The 21,765-nt window shown below is 49.4% G+C and carries 18 protein-coding genes; 7 read left to right on the top strand and 11 right to left on the bottom strand.

Annotated elements, in window-relative coordinates; all coding sequences use genetic code 11:
• Positions 1–300 precede the first annotated feature (300 nt).
• From B7991_RS12450 to B7991_RS12460, 3 genes are read right to left on the bottom strand one after another with little or no spacing between them, the layout of a single operon-like run.
• Positions 301–1,770: a nitrogenase component 1 gene (locus tag B7991_RS12450; protein WP_088631115.1), complete on the bottom strand. Its 1,470-nt coding sequence runs from the start codon at positions 1,768–1,770 to the stop codon at positions 301–303.
• A 10-nt stretch (positions 1,771–1,780) separates the two neighbouring features.
• On the bottom strand, positions 1,781–3,091 hold the full coding sequence (locus B7991_RS12455; protein ID WP_088631116.1) for a nitrogenase component 1: 1,311 nt from the start codon (positions 3,089–3,091) through the stop codon (positions 1,781–1,783).
• Positions 3,084–3,956: a radical SAM protein gene (locus B7991_RS12460; protein ID WP_014545811.1), complete on the bottom strand. Its 873-nt coding sequence runs from the start codon at positions 3,954–3,956 to the stop codon at positions 3,084–3,086. Before B7991_RS12460 ends, B7991_RS12455 begins: the two co-directional genes overlap by 8 nt.
• A gap of 411 nt (positions 3,957–4,367) precedes the next feature.
• Between B7991_RS12460 and nifH the strand changes: the two genes are divergently transcribed.
• Both nifH and B7991_RS12470 read left to right on the top strand, forming a co-directional pair.
• A complete protein-coding gene (nifH, locus tag B7991_RS12465; protein WP_014545810.1) occupies positions 4,368–5,213 on the top strand; it encodes a nitrogenase iron protein in 846 nt (281 codons plus the stop codon).
• Positions 5,214–5,521: 308 nt separating this feature from the next.
• Positions 5,522–6,535 carry an Rpn family recombination-promoting nuclease/putative transposase gene (locus B7991_RS12470; protein ID WP_088631117.1) on the top strand — a complete coding sequence of 338 codons (1,014 nt, stop codon included), beginning with the start codon at positions 5,522–5,524 and terminating at the stop codon, positions 6,533–6,535.
• Positions 6,536–6,554: 19 nt separating this feature from the next.
• On the opposite strand, the gene mnmA is transcribed toward B7991_RS12470, so the two are convergent.
• From mnmA to B7991_RS12485, 3 genes are all read right to left on the bottom strand, one after another.
• Entirely contained in the window at positions 6,555–7,655 is a 1,101-nt protein-coding gene (gene mnmA, locus B7991_RS12475; RefSeq protein ID WP_073423765.1) for a tRNA 2-thiouridine(34) synthase MnmA, read from the bottom strand.
• Between the two features lie 217 nt (positions 7,656–7,872).
• Entirely contained in the window at positions 7,873–8,805 is a 933-nt protein-coding gene (gene cysK, locus B7991_RS12480; RefSeq protein ID WP_088631118.1) for a cysteine synthase A, read from the bottom strand.
• A gap of 25 nt (positions 8,806–8,830) precedes the next feature.
• Positions 8,831–10,117, bottom strand: coding sequence for an O-acetylhomoserine aminocarboxypropyltransferase/cysteine synthase family protein (locus tag B7991_RS12485; protein ID WP_014545806.1), 1,287 nt, complete (start codon positions 10,115–10,117; stop codon positions 8,831–8,833).
• Positions 10,118–10,526: 409 nt separating this feature from the next.
• Here B7991_RS12485 and B7991_RS12490 point away from each other — a divergent pair, with 409 nt between their 5' ends.
• Complete coding sequence (locus tag B7991_RS12490; protein ID WP_088631193.1) at positions 10,527–11,048, top strand: phospholipase D-like domain-containing protein; 522 nt, start codon at positions 10,527–10,529, stop codon at positions 11,046–11,048.
• Between the two features lie 25 nt (positions 11,049–11,073).
• Here the strand turns inward: B7991_RS12490 and B7991_RS12495 are convergent, their stop codons facing one another.
• From B7991_RS12495 to B7991_RS12505, 3 genes are read right to left on the bottom strand one after another with little or no spacing between them, the layout of a single operon-like run.
• The gene (locus B7991_RS12495; RefSeq protein ID WP_088631119.1) at positions 11,074–12,810 is read right to left on the bottom strand and encodes an AAA family ATPase; all 1,737 of its coding nucleotides are present in this window, start codon (positions 12,808–12,810) and stop codon (positions 11,074–11,076) included.
• Positions 12,811–12,870: 60 nt separating this feature from the next.
• The gene (locus B7991_RS12500) at positions 12,871–13,704 is read right to left on the bottom strand and encodes a ThiF family adenylyltransferase (protein WP_088631120.1); all 834 of its coding nucleotides are present in this window, start codon (positions 13,702–13,704) and stop codon (positions 12,871–12,873) included.
• A 25-nt stretch (positions 13,705–13,729) separates the two neighbouring features.
• A complete protein-coding gene (locus tag B7991_RS12505) occupies positions 13,730–14,953 on the bottom strand; it encodes an aminotransferase class V-fold PLP-dependent enzyme (RefSeq protein ID WP_088631121.1) in 1,224 nt (407 codons plus the stop codon).
• 239 nt (positions 14,954–15,192) lie between these two features.
• Between B7991_RS12505 and B7991_RS12510 the strand changes: the two genes are divergently transcribed.
• The gene (locus B7991_RS12510; RefSeq protein ID WP_088631122.1) at positions 15,193–16,569 is read left to right on the top strand and encodes an FISUMP domain-containing protein; all 1,377 of its coding nucleotides are present in this window, start codon (positions 15,193–15,195) and stop codon (positions 16,567–16,569) included.
• Complete coding sequence (epmA, locus tag B7991_RS12515; protein ID WP_085491281.1) at positions 16,569–17,540, top strand: EF-P lysine aminoacylase EpmA; 972 nt, start codon at positions 16,569–16,571, stop codon at positions 17,538–17,540. Before B7991_RS12510 ends, epmA begins: the two co-directional genes overlap by 1 nt.
• Before the next feature lie 111 nt (positions 17,541–17,651).
• Here the strand turns inward: epmA and B7991_RS12520 are convergent, their stop codons facing one another.
• The gene (locus B7991_RS12520) at positions 17,652–18,170 is read right to left on the bottom strand and encodes a TlpA disulfide reductase family protein (RefSeq protein WP_088631123.1); all 519 of its coding nucleotides are present in this window, start codon (positions 18,168–18,170) and stop codon (positions 17,652–17,654) included.
• Between the two features lie 51 nt (positions 18,171–18,221).
• On the opposite strand from B7991_RS12520, the gene B7991_RS12525 reads away from it, so the two are divergent.
• Positions 18,222–19,289 (top strand): type IV pilus twitching motility protein PilT, encoded by a 1,068-nt coding sequence (locus tag B7991_RS12525; RefSeq protein WP_088631124.1) that lies wholly within the window; start codon positions 18,222–18,224, stop codon positions 19,287–19,289.
• A 3-nt stretch (positions 19,290–19,292) separates the two neighbouring features.
• Positions 19,293–20,495: a type II secretion system F family protein gene (locus B7991_RS12530; protein ID WP_088631125.1), complete on the top strand. Its 1,203-nt coding sequence runs from the start codon at positions 19,293–19,295 to the stop codon at positions 20,493–20,495.
• A 382-nt stretch (positions 20,496–20,877) separates the two neighbouring features.
• On the opposite strand, the gene pflA is transcribed toward B7991_RS12530, so the two are convergent.
• Complete coding sequence (gene pflA, locus B7991_RS12535; protein WP_088631126.1) at positions 20,878–21,657, bottom strand: pyruvate formate-lyase-activating protein; 780 nt, start codon at positions 21,655–21,657, stop codon at positions 20,878–20,880.
• Between the last annotated feature and the right edge of the window lie 108 nt (positions 21,658–21,765).

Below are 21,765 nucleotides of genomic sequence, written 5' to 3' on the forward strand. Positions count from 1 at the left end.
AAAGAATAGCCTAAAAACTAGATGCCCGTCCGACATCGACAACAACAAGCGAAATTTAAGCTATTGAACGGGAAATTCATTTTTTTATATCCTATTTCTTTTGTAGGTTAATTTAGATAAAGCCTTTCGTTTTGGCAAGAGATTTCTTTATACTATTTTTCTAGAACCGGCGATAACGATTTTCTATAGCCATTTTGTTTCTGTGTTTTTTTGAATTTGAAACTCAGCTGAAATTGGTTGCATAAAAAATCTCCTGCGGAAAAAATTCCCGCAGGAGAAACCATGTCAAGAAAAATTTGTTTACCTTGCGCCTTCCGGCTTCAAGAACTTGTCTGTATCTTGTTCGTACCACCACTTGGTATAGGGTAACTTGATTCGAGCGGCAAGACTCTTTTCAAAGCTACGGTTCTTGATGGTATCGAGGATGCTCTTGGCAAAGTTGAGTGTTCCTTCGTATCCGAAAATCATGTATTCATCGGCGACGAAGAGCGCTGCGTAACCCTGCTTGATGGCCCATACGGTTGAACCCGGATGACGACTAAAGTAAATGTCCGGCTTGTGATAGTTCAATACGCTCATCACTTCGTAGTTTTGTTGGTCAGCCACAGTGAGCTTGAGCCCCTTTGGCGATGTCTTCAACAAATGTTCGAGTGCTGGCGGAATCTGGCCGTTATCGTACTTGTAGTCATAATGCCAAGCAAGACCGTGAACCACTTCCATGCCGAGTTCCTGCAATACGCGCGAAACTTCGTAGGTGTAGCCCGGGCCCATACCGATCACGGCGCGGAGACCCTTGAGTTCCCTCTTGACTTCTTCGATTTGCGGCAAGTAAATGGCGCGCTGGCGCTCGATGTAACGTTCTACTTCGGCTTCCTTGCCAATCGTTTTGCCGATGGCGCGGAACCAAGTTTCAAAACCGGTAATGCCGTTCGGGTTAATCGTACGCACATACGGTACACCGTAAGTTTCTTCGAGGGCGTTGCCGAGATAGGTGCCGAGCGTTCCGCAAATGCAAACCATTGCTTGGGCTTCGCTCAAGTGCGAAAGTTCTTCGACAGTGGAGTTACAATAAACGAATTGCGGTTCTGCATCGATTTCCTTGAAAAGTTCCGTAATTTGCGGACGTGCGCTTTCAAAGAAGTTCTTGAAGATAATCTTGTTATTCTTCTTCTCAGGCGGTTTCACGATGCCCTGTAAAACGGCGTGGTCTGCAATATCGAAACCGCTAGCCCAAATGCGGCTCTTGAAACCTTCGCAATGGATTGGAATAATTGGAATATCGTATTCATCTGCGAGTTCGTCGGCGAGACCGTCGACGTCTTCGCCAATCACGCCCGATACGCAAGAAGACGAAAGGAAAATCGCTTCCGGGTGGAACTTTTCGTACGTGTACTGCGTTGCCTTGCGGAGTGCTTCGATAGCGCCAAAGACTGTATCGTTTTCGTTCAAGTCCGTGCAGACGTAAACGGAATTTGTCTTTTCGTTAATGCGTTCGGCGAGTTGGCGGAATTTGACATCTTCACCTTGTGCAAGTGCAACGCAACCGGCTGGAGCGTGATAGACGACAGCCACATTGCGGATACTGATGAGCTGGTCCAAAGCGCAACCCGAAAGGCAAGAACTGGATTGGCTAAAGCAGCGTTCGCGATTCTTGACAGAACCGCACTGTGAGCGGTGTGCGAGCGTTTCCAAGTCGCCCGAAAATCCAGTGATGGATCCAAGACGGTTTTCGCGAACACCGACGTTTGCATTTTTAAAATTAAATGGCATTAGATCCTCCTTAAATTTTCAGCATGGAAAGTGCTGCAGAGTAGATGTCTTCCAACAAGTAAAGGCCGCCGGAATAACCTGCCACATGCGAGTTGATGACGATTTTTTCGATCATCGGATAGCTGATGTTCACGAAGTGGCCCTTGAGTTCGTGGGCGAGTTTCTTTTCCCAGTTCGAACCGATGATGAGCGGGGAGCCGCCAAAGTCCATTTTGCGGATTTGATTCTGGAGGTCGAAACCGTCCGTGGTGAACTCGACTTTTGTTTTGATGTCGTAATTCAGCGTGTTTGTTTCTTGCGAGACTTCTTCGCGAAATGCTTCCGGCGTGTCGTCCGTAACGAACAGCTTTTGCGGGAAAAGACCCATGTCGTTCACGAGAAACTTGGTCACGGCAATTACGTACTGGGCTTCGCTCACGACGGTAAAGCGCTTGCTCACGATACGGCTTTCGAGAATCGTGTCGGCGTAACGTTCCAGATAATAGAAGAACTGCGCTTCGTTCTGCTGGATAACGGATTCCGTGAGTTCTTTGTCAGCGCCCGTGAACTCAGCGACCGTACGGAGGAACTTTGTCGTTTCGGCCGCACCAATTGGCAAAATCGGGTAGTGCAACAGCGGAATGTTGAATTCCTTTTCGAGATACTGGGCGCTTTCGAGGCCTGCCCACGGCGAAACTAGAATCGTGTATTCTGCCGTCGGAATCTTTTGCAAGTTTTCAAGCCCGCGGTCAAAACCGAAAATCGTATTCGTCTTGAGACCGATGGACTGCAAAAGACGTTCGAGTTCACGCAAGTTGCCAAGCCAATACGGATCCTGCTGTGGCACGCCTGCGAATAAGTTGACGAGTCCCTTTTCCTTCGGGGCTTCGCCCTTGAACTTTCTCACATACTGTTCAAAGATGCTCTTTAAAATCCAGTCGTGACCGATGTAGTTGTTGCCCTTGAATCCCGGCGTCTTTGCCCAGATGACAGGCTTTTCGGCATCTTCGAATTCTTCTGCGACTTCTTGAATGTCGTCACCAATGATTTCACCCGTGCAACCGGAAAGAACCACGAACAGGTCGGCATCGATGATTTTGAGAGCGTTGCTGATGGTTGAACGCAACTTGTCTGCACCGCCAAACACGACTTCTTTTTCGCTGATACTTGTGCAAGGGTAAATGTTGGGGCTGAATCTGCCGCTCGTGCCGTTGTTATCGTTTAGCTTGGATGCGCATCCCGGACCGGAATGCAAAACGGGAATTGCTCCAGGAATGGATTGCACGGTCTGCATTGCTGCCAAAGCGCATTTGTAGCGCGCCTGATCCAATATTTTAGCCATGAGAGAAAGTCTCCTTTACACGGATGCGATCCATGTAGATTTGTGAACCAACGTCATAGACGCCGGGAACGCCAACAGCATCTGCTCTGCAGTGAGCGCAGTGCTTGAAAACATTGATAAATACGCCGGCCTGTTCCTGTGCAATTGCGAGTCCCTTCGGAGTCGGGGCCGGAAGATCCTTGAATCCGTTTTGCGGAATCAGCGGAATGATGTTGTATATAATCGCTCCCGCTTCGCGGACTGTAGCGGCCACATCTTCGATATGGTTGTCGTTGATGCCTGGGCAAAGAACCGTATTCACTTTCACGAGTGTCCCGCTTTTTGCAACCTTGCGAATGCCTTCTAGCTGGTTGTGGATCAAGATTTCAGCGGCTTCGACACCCGTGTAGGTCTTGCCGTGGTAGAAAATTCTCGCATTGATCATTGCTTCGATTTCTGGGTCAACTGCGTTCACCGTGACAGTAAGCGTATCGATGCCCACGTCAATGACTTCGTCTGCCTTGTCGTTCAGCAAAAGTCCGTTTGTGCTCATGCAACGAATCAGGTTTGGAAATTCCTTTTTGACGAGGCGGAAAGTGTCCAGTGCAAAAGGTGTCGCGAGCGTGTCGCCAGGGCCAGCAATACCCACCGTAGTAAGATCCGGTACGAATTCAAGAGCTTTGCGAATATAGCCACATGCTTCTTCCGGTTTGATAACTTTACTTGTATTTCCAGGAACTTGTGCGTCTTCGTTGATGCGACGGTCGCAAAAACGGCATTCGATGTTACAACCCGGAGCGACGGGCAAATGGATACGCCCTTTACGATTCTTGCATGCGCCAAAGCAGGGGTGCTCTCTAAAAACTGTTTCTTGATCGATTGCCATAAAACCTCACAAAGGCAAAAGATTCGTGGTAAACACAAGGCATAAAAGCCTTGCGCTAAACTAGCGGTAAATACCGATTTAGTTTATGTGGAAGATGATGAACGGTTTGCCTAGCGTTCTGTTGTGTGATTAATTCTTTTACTTCCCTGTCGAAGAAGTTCGGGCAAAAATTTAAAAAGCGGTATAGCGAAAGACAATATGAAACAAGGGGTGAAAATTAAAAAAAATGTTTTTTCTGGGCGTGCAATAGATTCCCGCTGAATGGGGTTATAAAAAGTTTTTATAGCAACGCGCAAAAAAGAATAATTGTGACGAAATGGGCTAAAAAAGTATTGAAAAGGGTAGACGCAAATTCTAAACTTGTTCTTGCCTAGCGTTTCTATAGGAAAATCCTAAGGAGACACTTATAATATGTCAAAGAAATTACGTCAAATCGCTATCTATGGTAAGGGCGGCATCGGCAAGTCCACTACAACTCAGAACTTGACCGCAGGCCTTGTGGAACAGGGCAAGCACGTGCTCGTTGTCGGTTGCGACCCGAAGGCTGACTCTACTCGTCTTTTGCTCGGTGGTCTCCATCAGAAGACTGTGCTTGATACCATTCGCGATAACAAGACCGAAATCCAGCTTTCTGACCTTGAAAAGGTTGGCTTCAAGGGCGTTCGCTGCGTAGAATCCGGTGGCCCGGAACCGGGCGTGGGTTGCGCAGGCCGCGGCATCATCACTTCCATCAGCATGCTCGAGCAGCTCGGCGCTTACACCGAAGATCTCGACTACGTTTTCTACGACGTGCTCGGTGACGTTGTGTGCGGTGGCTTCGCCATGCCGATTCGTGAAGGCAAGGCAAAGGAAATCTACATCGTTGCTTCCGGCGAAATGATGGCCCTCTACGCTGCAAACAACATCTGTAAGGGTATTGCCAAGTACGCTGAACGCGGTGAAGTGCGACTCGGCGGTATCATCTGCAACAGCCGTAACGTCGATAACGAACTTGACTTGCTCCGTGCATTCACCAAGGAACTCAACACGCAGCTCATCCAGTACGTGCCGCGCAACAACATCGTGCAGCAGGCCGAAATCCGCAAGAAGACTGTGATTGATTTCGAACCGAACTGCAACCAGGCCAACGTCTACCGCGAACTTGCAAAGAACATCGATGAAAACGAGCTCTTTACCATCCCGACTCCGATGACGCAGGACCGCTTGGAACAAATTCTCATCGACTACGGCATGATGGAAAAAGACTACTCCATTTAAAAACTTTTATTGCCAACTATCTCTAAAAAAATCCTGCCCAATCGGGTAGGATTTTTGCGTTATTGGAATTGTTTTTCTGTCTGTCGCCTTTAGTTTTCATAAAATAAACGATTGCTAACGATTGGTTGCAAAATGAACGCAAAATAAAATTTCCCTTGTTTTCCCGGAATGAGTTTGTTAAATTAAGCACATCCGTTTTTGATAACGCAAATTGTTTTCAAGAACTTTTTTGCTAGATCGTTTTCTATATCCTTTGCTATATGAAATTGCGTACCAGTCCGCTTTAAATAACTGGCTTCACAAAATAGATGGAAAACGAAAACAAGGTAACCAAACGAAAACACGACGCATACTTTCGCTGGCTTTTTGCCGATACAACGCACACGCGCTTCTTGCTTGAACTTGCTGGGAAAATAAACCACGAGATTGACACTTTCCTGACTCAGGTCAATCTTGATACGCTTATGCGTATTCCCGATTCGTATTCGGAAGTTGATGACACTGGAGAAGCGGACCTCGCGTTTCGTGTGAACGTCTCGACGGGCGCCCCGATTCTCGTCGGAATCCTGCTGGAACACAAGTCCGGACGCGATCCCATAATCTTCGACCAAATTTCCAAATACATACACTCCGTTATGAAAATCCAGGACAAGAACCGGATATTCAGCGGAATCCCTACAATGGCGATAATATTCTACAACGGACGAGACAACTGGAACCCGCTCAAGATTCTCGAAAAGTCCTATCCCGATTATTTTCGCGGGAAAGTGCTCCCGTTCCAGTGTACGTTCGTGAATATGGCAGATATTCCCGACAGTGATTGCCTCGCCTGCGAAAATACTGCAACCGGCATGGGGATAATCGCGCTAAAGCATGCGTTCAACAAAGACAAGCTGCTGGAACTGTTGCCTCAGTTCTGTAAATTCCTGGATAAAATGCCACGAAACGAGGCCTCTTGTCTGCTTGAAAAAACAAGTATATATTTAATGGAGTATTTAGGTAAAGACTTCCTAAAGGAGCTGAACATGGCGTTCGTAAGTATCGGACAGAAATACGGTTTCGTAAGCATAGGTGACTATTTCCGCCAGCAATTGGCAGAAGAGCGTCAGCAAATGGCGGAAAAGTTTGACAAGGAACGTCAACAGCTTGAAGAAAAATTCGAAGAAAAACTCGAAGAAAAACTTGCCGATGAACGAGATAAGTTGAAAAAAGCCGAAGAAGAAAAGCTCCGTACAGCTCAAGAGCTGTACAAAGACAATGTTCCTATGGAGATTCTTGTTCGACGCTTCAATCTTACAGAAGAACAAATTCGAGGGAAATAAAAAGGGCGTTTCCCGCCCTTTACTTCCCGATGATTGCACTCGCGACCACGCCTTTGTCTGCGTAGAGCACGAGTACTTGACCCGGTGCCGATGCAAATTGCGGCTCGTCAAATTTCACGCTGATTGTGCCGGCCGCAGTGTCCAAAGCCGTAATTCTTGCCGTTGCTCCTTTATGCCCGAGGCGAATATGTGCCGTGAGCGGTTGCTTCAAAAGCGGCGATGTCTCCGAAACCATCAGGTTTAAGTCAACGGCAGAAACTTCGGTACAGCTCAATGCGCTTCGCGGACCTAAAATCACCTGATTGTGGTGTGCATCAATCGCCACAACGTAAAGCGGTTCCGCTTGCCCGCCGATGTTAAGCCCCTTGCGTTGCCCGATCGTGTAATGCACAATGCCCTTATGCTTCCCGAGAACTTTTCCGTTCACATCGATAAAATCTCCGGGAACGTTATCGCTCTCGTCAAATAGCACCGAGTAATCGCCGCACTCGATAAAATCCTGACTTTCGCGCTTTGTTGCAAAATCGTCCCAGCCGATTTCCTTGGCGAGCGCTTTCACGTCTGCTTTCTGCATTCCGCCGAGCGGAAAAATCACAGTGGAAAGTTGCTCTGCTGAGAGTCTTGATAAAAAGTACGTCTGGTCTTTATGCTCGTCCAATGCTTCGTACAAGAACGGAACATCAGGATTCTTGAAATCGAGCCGTGCGTAATGCCCCGTCGCAAAGTAATCAAAATCAATCCCGAGCTTGCGCGCGGCATGCTGTAGCGCTCCGAACTTGATGCTCTGATTGCAACGGACGCACGGATTTGGTGTTCTCCCTGCGCGGTATTCCGCACGGAAATAGTCAAGAACTTCTCGCTTGTAATCTTCGGCAACCGGAACAACGTAATGCGGAATCCCGAGACGTTCGGCAACGAGCTTTGCCTCTTCGATATTCTTGTCTTCGCTCGGACCGTAACAGCCTTCGCGACCTTCGACTGCGGGCATTTTCACGGAGCCGTCCCACGTCGCCATCGTCATGCCGACAACTTCGTAACCTTGCTTTTTCAGTAAATACGCCGAAAGGGCGGAATCTACACCGCCCGACAATCCAACAGCGACACGCTTTTTTTCAGACATCTTGTTGCCTTTTGTAATTCACCCGGCGCGCATCTCGAAAAAACTTTTAGAATAGCACGACTACAGATGAGGTATAAAACACAAATAAACGCTAGGGAGGCGAATGGAACCTTCTAGCGTTTTTCACTCAATAATGAATCATCTTAATTTTTTTTCGGTTTCTACTGCGAGGCGAATGGAACCGCGAAGCACTTACCGAACAAATTTTATCTAACACTTAGTCAGCGAAGAGCGGAGTGGAGAGGTAACGGTCTCCGCTATCCGGGAGGAGTGCGACAATCGTTTTGCCCTTGTTTTCCGGACGCTTTGCAAGTTCGACTGCGGCGTGGAGGGCTGCTCCAGAAGAGATACCGACGAGGATACCTTCAGCCTTGGCAATTGCCTTCCCTGCGGCGAATGCGTCTTCGTTCTTGACCGGGAGCACTTCGTCATAGACGGAGGTGTTCAAAGTATCCGGAACAAAGCCTGCGCCAATACCCTGGATCTTGTGCGGACCAGCCGTGCCCTTGGAAAGCACCGGAGAAGATTCCGGTTCAACTGCGACAACCTTCACATTCGGATTTTGGGACTTGAGGTATTCACCGACACCCGTGACCGTTCCACCAGTACCTACGCCTGCGACGAAAATGTCAACCTTGCCATCCGTGTCTTCCCAAATTTCCGGACCCGTCGTTGCCTTGTGGGCGGCCGGGTTTGCCGGGTTCACGAACTGACCCGGGATAAAGCTGTTCGGAATTTCCTGAGAGAGTTCTGTTGCGCGAGCGATTGCACCCTTCATGCCCTTAGCACCTTCGGTGAGAACGATTTCTGCACCGTAGGCCTTGATGAGCTGGCGACGTTCAACACTCATGGTTTCCGGCATCACGATGATGATGCGGTAGCCGCGAGCTGCTGCGACGGAAGCGAGACCGATACCAGTGTTACCAGAAGTCGGTTCGATAATCACGGAACCCGGCTTAAGCTTGCCTGAAGCTTCGGCATCGTCAATCATTGCCTTAGCAATACGATCCTTGACAGATCCAGCCGGGTTGAAATATTCAAGCTTTGCCACGATCTTAGCCTGGAGATTGTTTTCCTTTTCGATGTGGGAAAGTTCGAGGAGCGGGGTATGACCGATAAGTTGGTCAGCAGATGCGTAAATTTTTGACATGGTAGAATCCTTTTGTTATTTGTAATTAAATCTGGTCAAGAGCCTGTGCGAGGTCGTTGATGATGTCTTCGTAGTGTTCCGTACCGATAGAGAGACGGATCGTTGCAGGAGAGATACCAGCTTCGGCAAGTTCAGCCGGAGTGAGTTCCGAGTGGGTCGTTGTATACGGGTGAACAACGAGGCTCTTCACGTCGGCAACGTTAGCGAGCAAGCTGAAAATCTTGAGCCCGTCGATGAACTTGAAGGCTTCTGCCTGGCCGCCCTTCACATCGAATGTGAAGATGGAACCTGCACCGTTCGGGAAGTACTTCTGGTAGAGAGCGTGCTGCGGATGATCTGCAAAGCTCGGGTGGTTGACCTTTGCAACCTTCGGGTGCTTCGAGAGGAATTCGAGAACCTTCTTGGTGTTTTCCACGTGACGGTCAAGGCGGAGCGAAAGCGTTTCAGTGCCCTGCAAGAGAAGGAATGCATTGAACGGGGAAATTGCTGCACCTTCGTCGCGGAGAAGAATGGCGCGGATGTAAACGATGTAAGCTGCAGCGCCAGCTGCTGCGGTGAAAGGCACACCGTAGCTCGGGTTCGTTTCGGTGAACTGCGGGAACTTGCCAGATGCAGCCCAATCAAACTTGCCACCGTCAACAATCACGCCGCCGAGAGTCGTACCGTGACCGCCGATGAACTTCGTTGCTGAATGCACGACGATATCAGCACCGTGTTCGAGCGGACGAATCAAGTACGGAGTACCGAAGGTGTTGTCGATAACAACCGGAATCTTGTTCTTGTGAGCGAGTTCGGAGATGGCTTCGATATCCGGGATGTCGGAATTCGGGTTGCCGAGCGTTTCAATGAAGATGAGCTTGGTGTTGGACTTGATAGAGTTTTCGACTTCCTTGAGGTTGTGGATGTCGACGAAAGTCGTTTCAATGCCGAACTTGGAAAGCGTATGTTCCAAGAGGTTGTAGGTGCCACCGTAAATGGAGCGCTGTGCGACCACGTGGTCACCCTTGCGAGCGAGAGCCGTGATGGCATAAGTAAGAGCTGCTGCACCGGAAGCGACTGCGAGACCTGCGATACCGCCTTCGAGAGCAGCGATGCGCTTTTCAAAAACGTCCTGCGTGGTATTGGTGAGGCGGCCGTAAATGTTGCCTGCATCCTTCAGATGGAAACGGTCAGAAGCGTGCTGAGCGCTGTGGAATACGTAAGAGGTGGTCTGGTATATAGGAACTGCGCGGGAATCGGTTGCCGGGTCTGCCTGTTCCTGACCAACGTGGAGCTGAAGAGTTTCGAAATGGAGCTTATTCTGAGTCGTCATATTATTTAAATCCTTTTGTGCGCTTGGCGCGAAATTTTCGCGTTCGCCCGAACGTTTTGTTACTGTTGGCGTCGGGCGACGCGATAGTTAATAGTTTTGCTCAATCCTGAGCGTTAAATTTTGGCGGTATTAGGCCCGCCTGCCTTCAGCTTGGTTACACATTCGACATCGCATAGCGAAATCCTCCAGGCTTTTCCCTTTCGGGGTGCCTCGTTCGTTTGATGTGCATAATTTAAAAACAAAACCCTACTAGCCCAATAGGAAAGTAGGGTAAATTATAAAAATTTTCTAGAAAAGTTGCTTGTCTATAAATAAAAGCTATAACAAGACCGTAATTTTGGTAATAACGAGTGGCAAATAGGGGATTTTAGGCCGAAAACGTGCGCTTTTTTCATTGTATATTTCCGTTATGCCTACGTTTACCAAGTACATCCAAAACGAAGAACACTATTCCGAAGTCATTTCCCGTATCGCGACAGTCCGCGAAACGCTCTGGATTGGCACCGCCGACATCAAGGATGTTTATGTGAAACAGAACGGCGAATCAATACCGTTGCTCGGACAACTCGCAGGACTCCTCAAACGCGGTGTGGGCGTGCGGCTCATTCACGCCAAGGAACCCGGCCCGAACTTCCGCGAAGATTTTGACCGCTATAAAATTCTTGCAACCGACCTTGAACGCGTCATGTGTCCGCGAGTCCATTTCAAGATGATGATTTTCGATCTAGAAACCGCCTACATCGGCTCCGCAAACTTGACAGGCGCTGGCATCGGCATGAAAAGTTCCCTCCGTCGCAACTTCGAAGCGGGAATCCTCACGAACGACCCGGAAATCGTCGAACCTGCCATCGAACAATTTGACACGCTTTGGATGGGCGCCCACTGCGAAAAATGTGGTCGTCAAGAATTCTGCAGCGATAGGATAAAATAGCTCAGGCGACATTAATATCGCTTCGCTAAAGCCCTTTCAAATACTCTTCTACATTCAAATAATTAATATCGCCAAAGCGGTCTTTTGCTCCGCGGTAGATGACGTTCTTGCTTAAGATTTTCCCGTAGCGGAATTCTGTTTCGGCACATTTCTTGGGATCAAGCAAGTGGCGGCATTGCTCTTTAGCAATTTTGTCACTATGCTTGATTTCGTAGATTTCGGAACAGGCATTTTGTGGGTCGAATACCACCATGTCGAATTCGCCGATGGCAAACTGCAATTGGAAAACTTGCTTTGTGGGTTTTGCAATTTTGGTTTCCAGGAGTACGATTTCTTCCATCATGCGTCCACGGATTTCATCGAGAATTCGTTTCTCGATTGCCATACGCTCAGTAATCGGAACTTGTTTGAATGTCTCGTCTAGCAAAAGGCTCTTGATGAGTGCTGATGCTTGGGCGTAACGGAGTCCTGGTTGCGAAAGAACTGTACGTGTACGGTGCTCGTTCAGGTTGGACATGTTGACAATATCGATGTCGCAAGTCAAATCGAGTAAGTCAAGATATTCCTTGATTTCTATGCGGTGTGGTTCGCTGATTTCTACAGATTGTTCTGCTTTGTCCTTGATGAGCAAAAGATGTTTTAGTTGTTTTGTAAAAGCGTTGATATCGATGTGGTCGAGAATGTCGGTAGGCTTGTTTCTGTCGCGACGCAGATTCGATGCCGATATTCTTAAATCGTTTGACTTGAATTTTTTAGTCAGTACATCTATGGTAAATCTGTGGTTGACATCTTCTACGATGCGGTTGATGGCGCTCGTCAATTCGCCCGCATTGTATAGATCTTGCAATGCGCGGAAATGCCCTTCGTGCTGGTAGCATTTGAGGGAATGTTGAATGTTTCGTGCGATGGCCGAATCCACGTAATCGTTTGCACTTTTTTGTGTAGCGAAAGTAAACTTGTCTGTGTTGTAGTTGCTCCCGCCCATGCTCATCGTTCCGCCGAACTCGATAAATTTATCAATACCTTCAATTCCAAGAACGTTTTCAAATTCACGATAGGGGATGAATGTTGTGTGCAATAAAATGCAACGGTCGTAAAGTTGCTCGTCTTCAGAAAAAACAAATCCCAAAGAATCAGTCCCGGATAAAACCACTTTCATGCCGCCGGCGGCGAAAATATCGGAGAATAATGCGGCACCTTCGATGAAATCGTTTAGCAATGTCACTTCGTCAATGAATACGTAACGAAAACCAAGCAATTCTAATTGTTTCAGGTCGTGGTTGACGTCGGCGAGCGAATGTCTAGAGCTCAGCTGGATAAACGCCGTTTTCTGTTGCATGTCGGCAGACATTTCGCCAATTAGTTGGCGGATGAGCGTCGTTTTGCCTGTGCGACGTAGCCCGTATAGGATGAGAACTCGGTCGTTGTTTTCTCCGTAAATGTAATCGTGGAGCGCGCCGAAACATTCGCGCTTTTTCCATTTCATGACGGGTTCAAAAAAACGGATGAGTTGTGCTCCGATTTTTATGTCGGTTTTGAAATCGGGTTTTGCTGAATATGGTGCTATATTTTCAGCGACCATCAGTTGCTGAATGTTTTTTGACGAGTTCTTTTTCGTTTTTTCTGTTGCAATTTTTGCAGCGAGTTCCGCAAATTCATCATCCTTGACACGGCGACTGTGCTGCTTGCCGTTTTCGGTCCATTGATAGTAAGCGTAACGCTTGCCGTTGATGGTCTTAAATGTAATTCCGCCGATGCTCATGCTCTCTCCTTTTAACTTTAATTTAACTTATTAAGTTAAAAAAGTCAAGAGCAAGTTAAATTACTCAGCTTGCGTTAACGCCTTCTGATAAATGTCGTTCATCACAAGACCTGCAATCATAAAGCCGAAAATGGCCGTGGCATGTGCCATGGTGCCGTTGATTTGAGCCTTGCTGCTACACCATTCGTGATCGACAAGTTCGGCGTTCTTGAGTTCCGCTTCGCTGCGTTCTTGGCGGATTTTAGGACACATGCAGGCGGCGGTTCCGCAAGAAGAATTTTGACCGCGATTTTTCAAGAGTTCGTCGCTATAAACGCAAAGTACTTTTTTCTTGAGCCACAATTTTTTTCGCTTGAACTTGTCGCGAAGTGCGCGTGCGAGCGGACAACCTGTAACCTTCCAGAATTCGGCGACCTTGATTTTTGTGGGGTCCATCTTGAGGGCGGCTCCCATCGACGAGAATACGGTTGCCTTGGTGTGCGTGGCGTGCCAAAGCAACTGCATCTTGTTTTCGAGGCTGTCGATAGCGTCGATGATGTAATCGAATGTGTCTAGCTGGAACTTGTCCGTATTCGCTTCTTCGTAGATGTCCTGCAGTGCGATGACGTTTGCGTGCGGATTGATTTCTAACAAGCGGTTTTTAAGCACTTCGACTTTGACTTGGCCCACGGTTTTGGTGGTGGCCATCAGCTGGCGGTTTACGTTGGTGACGCACACGCGGTCAGAATCGACGAGCACGAGTTCCTTGATGCCGGAACGGACAAGGCTTTCGGCACACCAGCTGCCGACTCCGCCGAGTCCAAAAATGATGACGCGTTTTTGGTAGATACAGTCCATAACATCGTCTCCGAGAAGGAGCGATGTGCGGTTGAAAATGCCTTTTTCAATTCCCATGAGAATCCTGCAAAACTGGCGGAATTTAGGCGAACAGACGGACGACGCGCTTGATGCCGGCAACAAAGCGGTCGATGTCGCGTTCGAGCGTGTAAACGCCAAAGCTCAGGCGGAGCGTGGCATCTACGCCAAAGCGGTCCATCACCGGTTGTGCGCAATGGTGCCCGCTACGCACGGCGACGTTTTCTTCGTCGAGAATCATGGCTGCATCACCGACGGCAATTCCGTCTAACGTAATGCTGATGAGCGCGCCACGTTCCTTCGGGTTGCCGAGGACTTTCACTTGCGGGATTTCGGCGAGCTGCTTCAGAGCGTACTGCGTAATTTGTTCTTCGTGCTTGCGGATGTTGTCAAGGCCGACGTTGTTCAGCCATTCAATGGCTTTCCCGAGGCCGATGACTTCGGCAATGGCGGGCGTGCCTGCTTCAAAGCGTGCTGGAACGTTGGCGTAAGTCGTCTTTTCAAACGTGACGTTCTTGATCATTTCGCCACCGCCATGCCAAGGTGGCATGCTGTCGAGCACGTCGTACTTGCCGTAAAGAACGCCGATGCCAGTCGGGCCGTACATCTTGTGGCCGCTGAATGCGAGAAAATCGCAGTCGAGCTTCTGCACGTCAATCTTGATGTGGCTAGAGCTCTGGGCGGCGTCTATCAAAACTTTTGCTTGCGGGGCGAGCTTGCGAACGGTCGCAATGATTTCTGCAATTGGGTTCACGGTGCCAACGGAATTACTCACGTGGGTAACGGCGACCATTTTGGTGCGCGGCGTGAGGAGCTCGGGGAGCTTGCTCAAGTCCAAATCGCCGTCATCGCGGACGGGAATGACCTTGATCTTTGCGCCCTTCATTTCGGCGACGAGCTGCCAGCTCACAATGTTGGCGTGGTGTTCCAATCCGCTGATGATAATTTCATCGCCTGCTTCGAAGAACTTGCGTCCATAGCTCCAGGCAACGAGATTGATGCTTTCGGTGGTGCCGCGAGTAAAGACGATTTCGTCTTCGGATTTTGCGTTGATGAACTTCGCAACGTCTTTGCGGGTCTTTTCAAAGGCTTCTGTGGTGCGTGCGCTGAGGCGGTAAACCCCGCGCTTCACGGAGCTGTAGTGCTCGCGGTAAAAATCGTCCATCGCGTCGATGACGCTTGCGGGCTTCTGGGTCGTGGCGGTGCTGTCCAAAAAGGCGAGCGGCTTTGATTCTTTGTCGCCAGCGACCAACATCGGGAATTCATTGCGTAAGACTTCTGCGTTCATGGCCCCAAAGATAGAAATCCTCTATAGGTGGAGTCAAATTCAAGTAAAATATTATTAGGGTTCAAGATTTTTTTTGATTATTCGTTAGGGATTGTTTATAATTCGTTATATATTAAAACTATTCATGTCGTTATCCCGACTCAGGAATGTCATCCTGACTTAGGAATTGTCATTTTGATATTGGAACTGTCATCCTGAGCGAAAGCGAAGGATCCAGTTAAGTTTTAAAAGAGGTTTAGATGAAGAATCTTTTTATAGCAAGTTTGGTTTGTTCTGCAATTTTGGCACAGGGTAGTTTTGCCCAGGAAGCGCTCCGCAAGGCCGTTGATTCCAACAACTGGAAAAAGGTGAAAAAGATTGTCAATTCCGGCGAGCTCGAAGAAATCTATTGCGGCAAGATGTCGGCAAAGAATGCAACGAACATTTATGGCAAGCATTTTAAGCAGATGCCGGATGAAGCGTTTGCCGCTTGCCCGTCCCAGTTTGCGTATGGCTTTGGTCCGAAGGTGTGCTCGATGGCGAATGCCGCGAATGCCTGCTCGGGTGTCATCAAGTATTTGCTCGCCGATGGCGAAAAGGGGAGTGCAAAGGCTCTCAAGACGCTTGACGAGGTGGCTAAGGCGGCAACGAAGACGAAGGCTTTTGGAAAACAGTCGCTCGTGAGTGTCGATACCACGGTCTGGAAACCGTGCCCCAAGAAAGGTGCTGCACGAACAAAGTGCATTGCCCAGTGCAAGGTGGATGCAAATTCATTGATGGCCATTGACCACGATGTGAACTGCAAGACGAAACCTGAACAGATGGTGGACAAGACGATTAAGGTCTACAAGCCGTCTCCGGTTTTTGCAAGCTTGCGCGAAGGTCTTTCTGATGGCTTCTGGAAGGCTCCGATGTCTGTTGCCGGTACGTATGCCGCACTCGCTGGCAAGTATGCCAAGGTGCTCTCGATTCCCGATACCGCTGTGACGGGTCTCCATTACGTGAAGACCTGGGCCGCCAAGCATAAGGGCTCTTCGCTCCCGGGCGGTCAGTTGTTCCGCTTCTGCACGGCTTGGAAGGGCAAGGTCGATCCGATTCTCTCTGAAGCAGGTTTTAGTACTCGTTGCCCGGTGTTCAAGAATTTTGTGGACAAGCGTGACAAACAAGTTTACAAGGTCAAGGAAATTGGCGGTGTGGACTGGTTTGTCGAGAACTTGAACTACAACGATCCGGATGGCTCGATTTGCTACGACCGTGATGATGCGAACTGCAAAACGTTTGGCCGCCTTTACACGCAAGAAGCCGCCAAGAAGGCTTGCCCGGCAGGCTACCATCTCGCCACGGATGCGGATTGGAAAAAGCTTGAAGAATATGCGGGCGGTTCTCGCGAAGCTGCACTCAAACTCAAGAGCAATGGCAGTGACGATTATGCATTCACGGCCATGTTCGGTGGCTACGCCAACAAGACCGGCGTCTGCACGACGATGGGCGAGGGCGCCTACTTCTGGACAGCCGATTCCGAAGAGGATTCTCGTGGCAAGGCTCGCACAATGTTCAGCTCCGATAAGGATGTCGGCTCCATCTCCGTGGACCCGAGTTTCTATCTTGCGGTCCGTTGTGTAGCCGGAGCTGAGTAATGGAAAATTTGAACTCGGGCGCGTTTGCGCCCACTTGCACGCGTGAAACTTGGGTCAAGCGCCAGGCGCTGATGGCCCGTGTCCGTGATTTCTTTGTTCGTCGTAATGCGCTCGAAGTCGAGACGCCTGTGCTTTCTGCATACGGCGGAACGGACCCGCAGCTCGATTACTTTGAAATCGAAGACCCGAAGCGGTTCATGATGACGAGCCCGGAATTTCACATGAAGCGTTTGCTTGCTGCAAAGTTCGGTGATATCTTCCAGATTACAAAGTCGTTCCGCAAGGATGAATTTGGCGGCCACCACAACAACGAGTTCTCGATGGTGGAATGGTACCGCGTGGGTATGATTCAGGACAAACTCATGGACGAAGTCGAAGACCTCGTGAGTGAAATTATTGGGACCAAACTAAATGCCCGCCGCACCCGCTGGATTGATGCGTTCAAAAATTACGCTGGCGTAAATCCGTTTTGCGAAAAGCTTACAGACTTTGCGGATGCTTGCCGCGCTCGCGAGATTCCTGTGCCCGAAAAGAGCGAAACGCTCACGCGCGAAGACTGGTGGGACTATCTCATGGTCTTCCTCGTGGAACCTGCACTCGCTAGTAACGGTCCCGAGTTCATCTTGGATTACCCGCCGTCGCAGGCTGCTTTGGCGCAGACTTACGTGGATGCTGAGGGCTATACGTGGGCTCGCCGCTTTGAGCTTTTTGTGAACCAAGTGGAACTTTGCAATGGTTACACGGAGCTTACGGATCCTGTGGAGCAGCGTCGCCGTTTCTATGCTGATTTGGAAATCCGCAAGGGGATGAACAAGCCCTTACCGCCTATCGACGAACGATTCCTTGCTGCTCTTGAATCGGGAATGCCTGCTTGCTCTGGTGTGGCTCTTGGGCTCGACCGCCTGTTCATGCTCGCCCTCGGCAAAGAAAAAATCGCTGACGTGATCCTCTTCCCAAGCCCCATTGCTTAACGCTTGGTTGCCACCTGGCTTGTCACCCCGGATTTATTCTCTTTGACCACTTAGAACTTTAGTTCTTATGTGGTCATGATCCGCGAATGGGGACGGGGTCGCCATCTCGTATTACTGTCCCAGCAGTCGCTTTAGCTCGTGTCGGACTCTCAGTTCGTTGAGCACTCCGACATCGACGTGCTGGATCTTGTCGTCCTTGTCGACTACAAAACTTACGGGAATCACACCTGGGTTCCCCAGCGCCTTGAGCGCGTCGTAGTTCCAGTGGAGCATCGTCCACGGAATATCCATACTCTTCTTGTACTTGCGGGCGACCTTCTTGGAATCGTCCTCGTCAATCATCAAAATCTTAAGGCCCTTCGGGCCGAATTCTTCGTTGAACTGCTTGAGAATGGGGAGCTCCGCTCGGCACGATGGGCACCAGGAGGCGGTCAAAACAATAAGTGTTGCCGTCCCCTTCTCGCTTGCGTAGTCCGATTTACCTCCCGTTACATCGTCTGCCGCGAAGTTTACGACAGTCTCTGGGAAGTTCAGTTTGTAGCGGGACTTCGCCTCGATCGCATAAAACGCGAAACCGAGGAAAATAATTGCCCCTACCCATGCGAGTATTTTATAAGTGGATGAACGCATTGCATAAAGAATTTATGAAATTTTTGGGCTTTTTAAATTATATTCTAGAGCATGGCATATAACATTCAAGATCTTTTAGCAGAAATGGTCAAACGTGGGGCGTCCGACTTGCATATTACGGCCGGCGCCCCCCCTCTTATTCGTCTTTCCGGCAAGCTTACCCCCATCGGGGAAAACAAGCTTAAGCCCGACGAAACCATGCGTATGACTTACAGCTTGATGAATGAAGCCCAGAAAAAGACTTTTGAACAGCAAAAGGAATGCGACTTTTCATTCGGTATTGCAAATCTTGCGCGTTTCCGTGCGAACGCCTACCTGCAGCGTGGCTGCGTGGCGCTTGCCCTCCGTATTATTCCTCTTGATATCAAGACGTTCAAGGATCTTGGCCTTCCGAAGATTATGGCCGAATTTACGACCCGCCCCTCTGGCCTTGTGCTGGTGACGGGTGCTACCGGTTCTGGTAAGTCCACGACCTTGGCTGCCATGATCGACAAGATTAACAAGGAACGTCACGACCACATTTTGACGGTCGAAGACCCGATCGAATTTTTGCATAAGCATCAGGGTTGCATGATCAACCAGCGCGAAGTTGGTAGCGATACGCACAGCTTTGCCCAGGCCCTCAAGATGGCTCTCCGTCAGGACCCGGACGTGGTGCTTATCGGCGAAATGCGTGACTTGGAAACAATCCGCTCGGCACTTACGATTGCCGAAACGGGTCACTTGACTTTTGCTACGCTTCATACAAACTCTTGCGTACAGACGATTAACCGTGTGGTCGACGCCTTCCCGAAGGGTGAACAGCAGACCGTGCGTACGCAGCTCTCGTTTGTGCTCCAAGGCGTCATCTGCCAGACCCTTTTGCCAAAGATTGGCGGTGGCCGCGTGATGGCGTACGAAGTCATGAACGTGACGCCGGGTATCCGTGCTTTGATCCGCGATGACAAGGTGCACCAGATTGAATCCATGATTGAAATCGGTCAGAAGTTCGGCATGAATACGATGAACATGTGCTTGTGCGATCTTGTCAAGAACCACAAGGTCGACCGCTTTGATGCACTTGCCCGTTCGTCGAGCCCGGATCAGTTGGAACAGTTGTTCGTAAAGGAAGGGGTGTAATCGATGGCAGAATTTTTGTACAAGGCCCAAAACTCGCAGGGCAACAGCTTTGAAGGAACGCTCGAAGCAAAGGACAAGGCCGAAGCCGAAGCTCTCTTGCTCCGTCGTCGCTTGGTTATCACGAGCCTCAAAAAGAAGCCGACCGAAATCAAGATTAAGATTGGTTCCGGCATCAAGACCGAAGACATCACTCGTTTTACGCGTATGTTCTCGTCTATGTGCTCGGCAGGTCTTCCGATGCTTCAGTGCTTGAACATTCTCGAAGCGCAGTGCGAAAACCCGGAACTCAAGAGCGTTGTGCATAAACTCACGCAGTCAATTAACGGCGGTTCTTCGCTTGCCGATGCTTTGGCTCAGCATCCGAAGGTCTTTGACTCCTTGTATTGCAACATGGTGGCCGCCGGTGAAGCGGGTGGTATTCTCGAAGGCATTTTGGCTCGTCTGGCAGAAACGCTCGAAAACAACCAGCGCCTCAAACGTAAGGTGAAAAAAGCTTTGACGTACCCGATCATGGTTATTATCGTGGGTATTGTCGTTGTGATTGCTCTTATGACGTTCGTGGTGCCGACGTTCGCTGAACAGTTCGCCGCTCTTGACGCTGAACTCCCGGCCCCGACGCAAGTCGTGATGAATATTTCTGACTTTATACGCAATAATGGTGCGTTCATGTTCATCGGGCTTATCATTGTCATTTTTGCCTACAAGATGATAATGCGAATACCGCAAGCGCAATTTGCAATGGACAAGTTTACGCTAAAGGTGCCAAAGCTAGGCGATTTGCAGATTAAGTCTGCGACGGCTGGCTTTGCTCGAACGCTCGGAACGCTTTTGAATGCTGGTGTGTCTGTGATGGATGCCTTGAAGGTCGTTGCGACAACCGCTGGTAATAAAGTCGTTGAAAAGGCAATTTATAAGATATCGATTGGTATTGCAGGCGGTAAGTCAATTGCCGAGCCGATGGAAGAAGTGGGTATTTTCCCGCCCATGGTGATCCAGATGACAGGCGTCGGTGAAAAGACCGGTAACTTGGGCGGTATGCTTTTGAAACTCGCGGACTTCTACGACGAAGAAGTGGACGCCGCAGTCGATGCCGTTGTGAGTATGATTGAACCGTTGATCATCGTGTTCTTGGGCGGCGCCGTCGGTGGCCTCCTAATTGCAATGTATATGCCGATGTTTAGCATGGGCGACGCCATTAAAGGCTGATCTTTCGCCGAAAGCCGTCGCGATAGTTCGTCACAGCTTCGCTCACGTATAACAATACGCTACGCGAAGCTGATTCCTGCTCTCGCTAGGCTTTAGGCAAAATCTCAAATAAATTTAAAAGACGAGGTTTGATACCTCGTCTTACTTGTTTCTTATCCCTTGCTGGAATGTGTGGGTACGCTACGCGAAGTTGATTCCTGCTCTCGCTAGGCTTTAGACGAAATCTCGAATTAAATATAAAGACGAGGCTGCGCGCCTCGTCTTTTTACTTTGTCATGCCCGCCTCCGAGCGGGCATCTCCTTTTTTGCGCTGTCATCCCGGCCTTGTGCCGGGATCACCTTCTCGTATAACAATCCCTTCCTACTTCCTATCGCCTACTGCCTACTTTTTCATCCAGCCTGTGTATTTTGCGGTTTCGAGGATTTCGTTGGCGTTTTTGACGCGTTCGGCGGTGGGCGTTTGCGTGTCCTTGAGCGCGTAGTCGATTTCAAGTTCTTGGTACTTGCTGAGGGCGAATGCGTGGTAGGGGAGGACTTCGACGCGCTTGACGTTGCTTAATGTGCGGATGAAGTCGCGGGTGCGCGTGAGGGCTTCGTCGTTATCGCTAATGCCAGGCACGAGCACGTGGCGGATCCAGATGGGCTTTTGGATGCGGTCGAGGTAACGGAAAAATTCGATGATGTTTTCGTTGCCGTGGCCTGTGAGTTCCTTGTGCTCGTCTGCATCGATGTGCTTGATGTCCACGAGCAAGAGGTCAGTGGATTTCATCAAACGTTCAAATTTCGCGAAAGGTTCGCCAGTGGGCCTGAACGTGATGCCGCTTGTGTCGACGCACGTGTGGACTCCCGACGCTTTTGCCGCTTCGAAGAATTCAATCATGAAGTCGATTTGTGCAAGAGGTTCGCCGCCGCTTACGGTGATGCCGCCATCGGTTCCCCAGTAGGGCTTGTAGCGTACGGCTTTTTTCAGCAAGTCTTCGGCGCTTATTTCAAACGATCCATTCGGTGTTCCGTTTGCACTTTTCGTCCCGAAATCCCATGTTTCCGGGTTGTGGCAGAACTTGCAGCGCATGGGGCAGCCCTGCGTAAAGACGACAAATCGAATTCCCGGTCCATCGACCGATCCGAACGTTTCAAGCTTATTGATTCTTCCGAGAGTCATGATGCAAAAATAAAAAATTGCGTTTTCGTTTTGCGTGGAATTTTTTGCGGTGTTCTGTAAAAAGCGAAAGATGTTCTATATAATACAAAACGATGGAAAATGCGTTGC

Source organism: Fibrobacter sp. UWB3 (assembly GCF_002210405.1).
Classification (GTDB): Bacteria; Fibrobacterota; Fibrobacteria; order Fibrobacterales; family Fibrobacteraceae; genus Fibrobacter.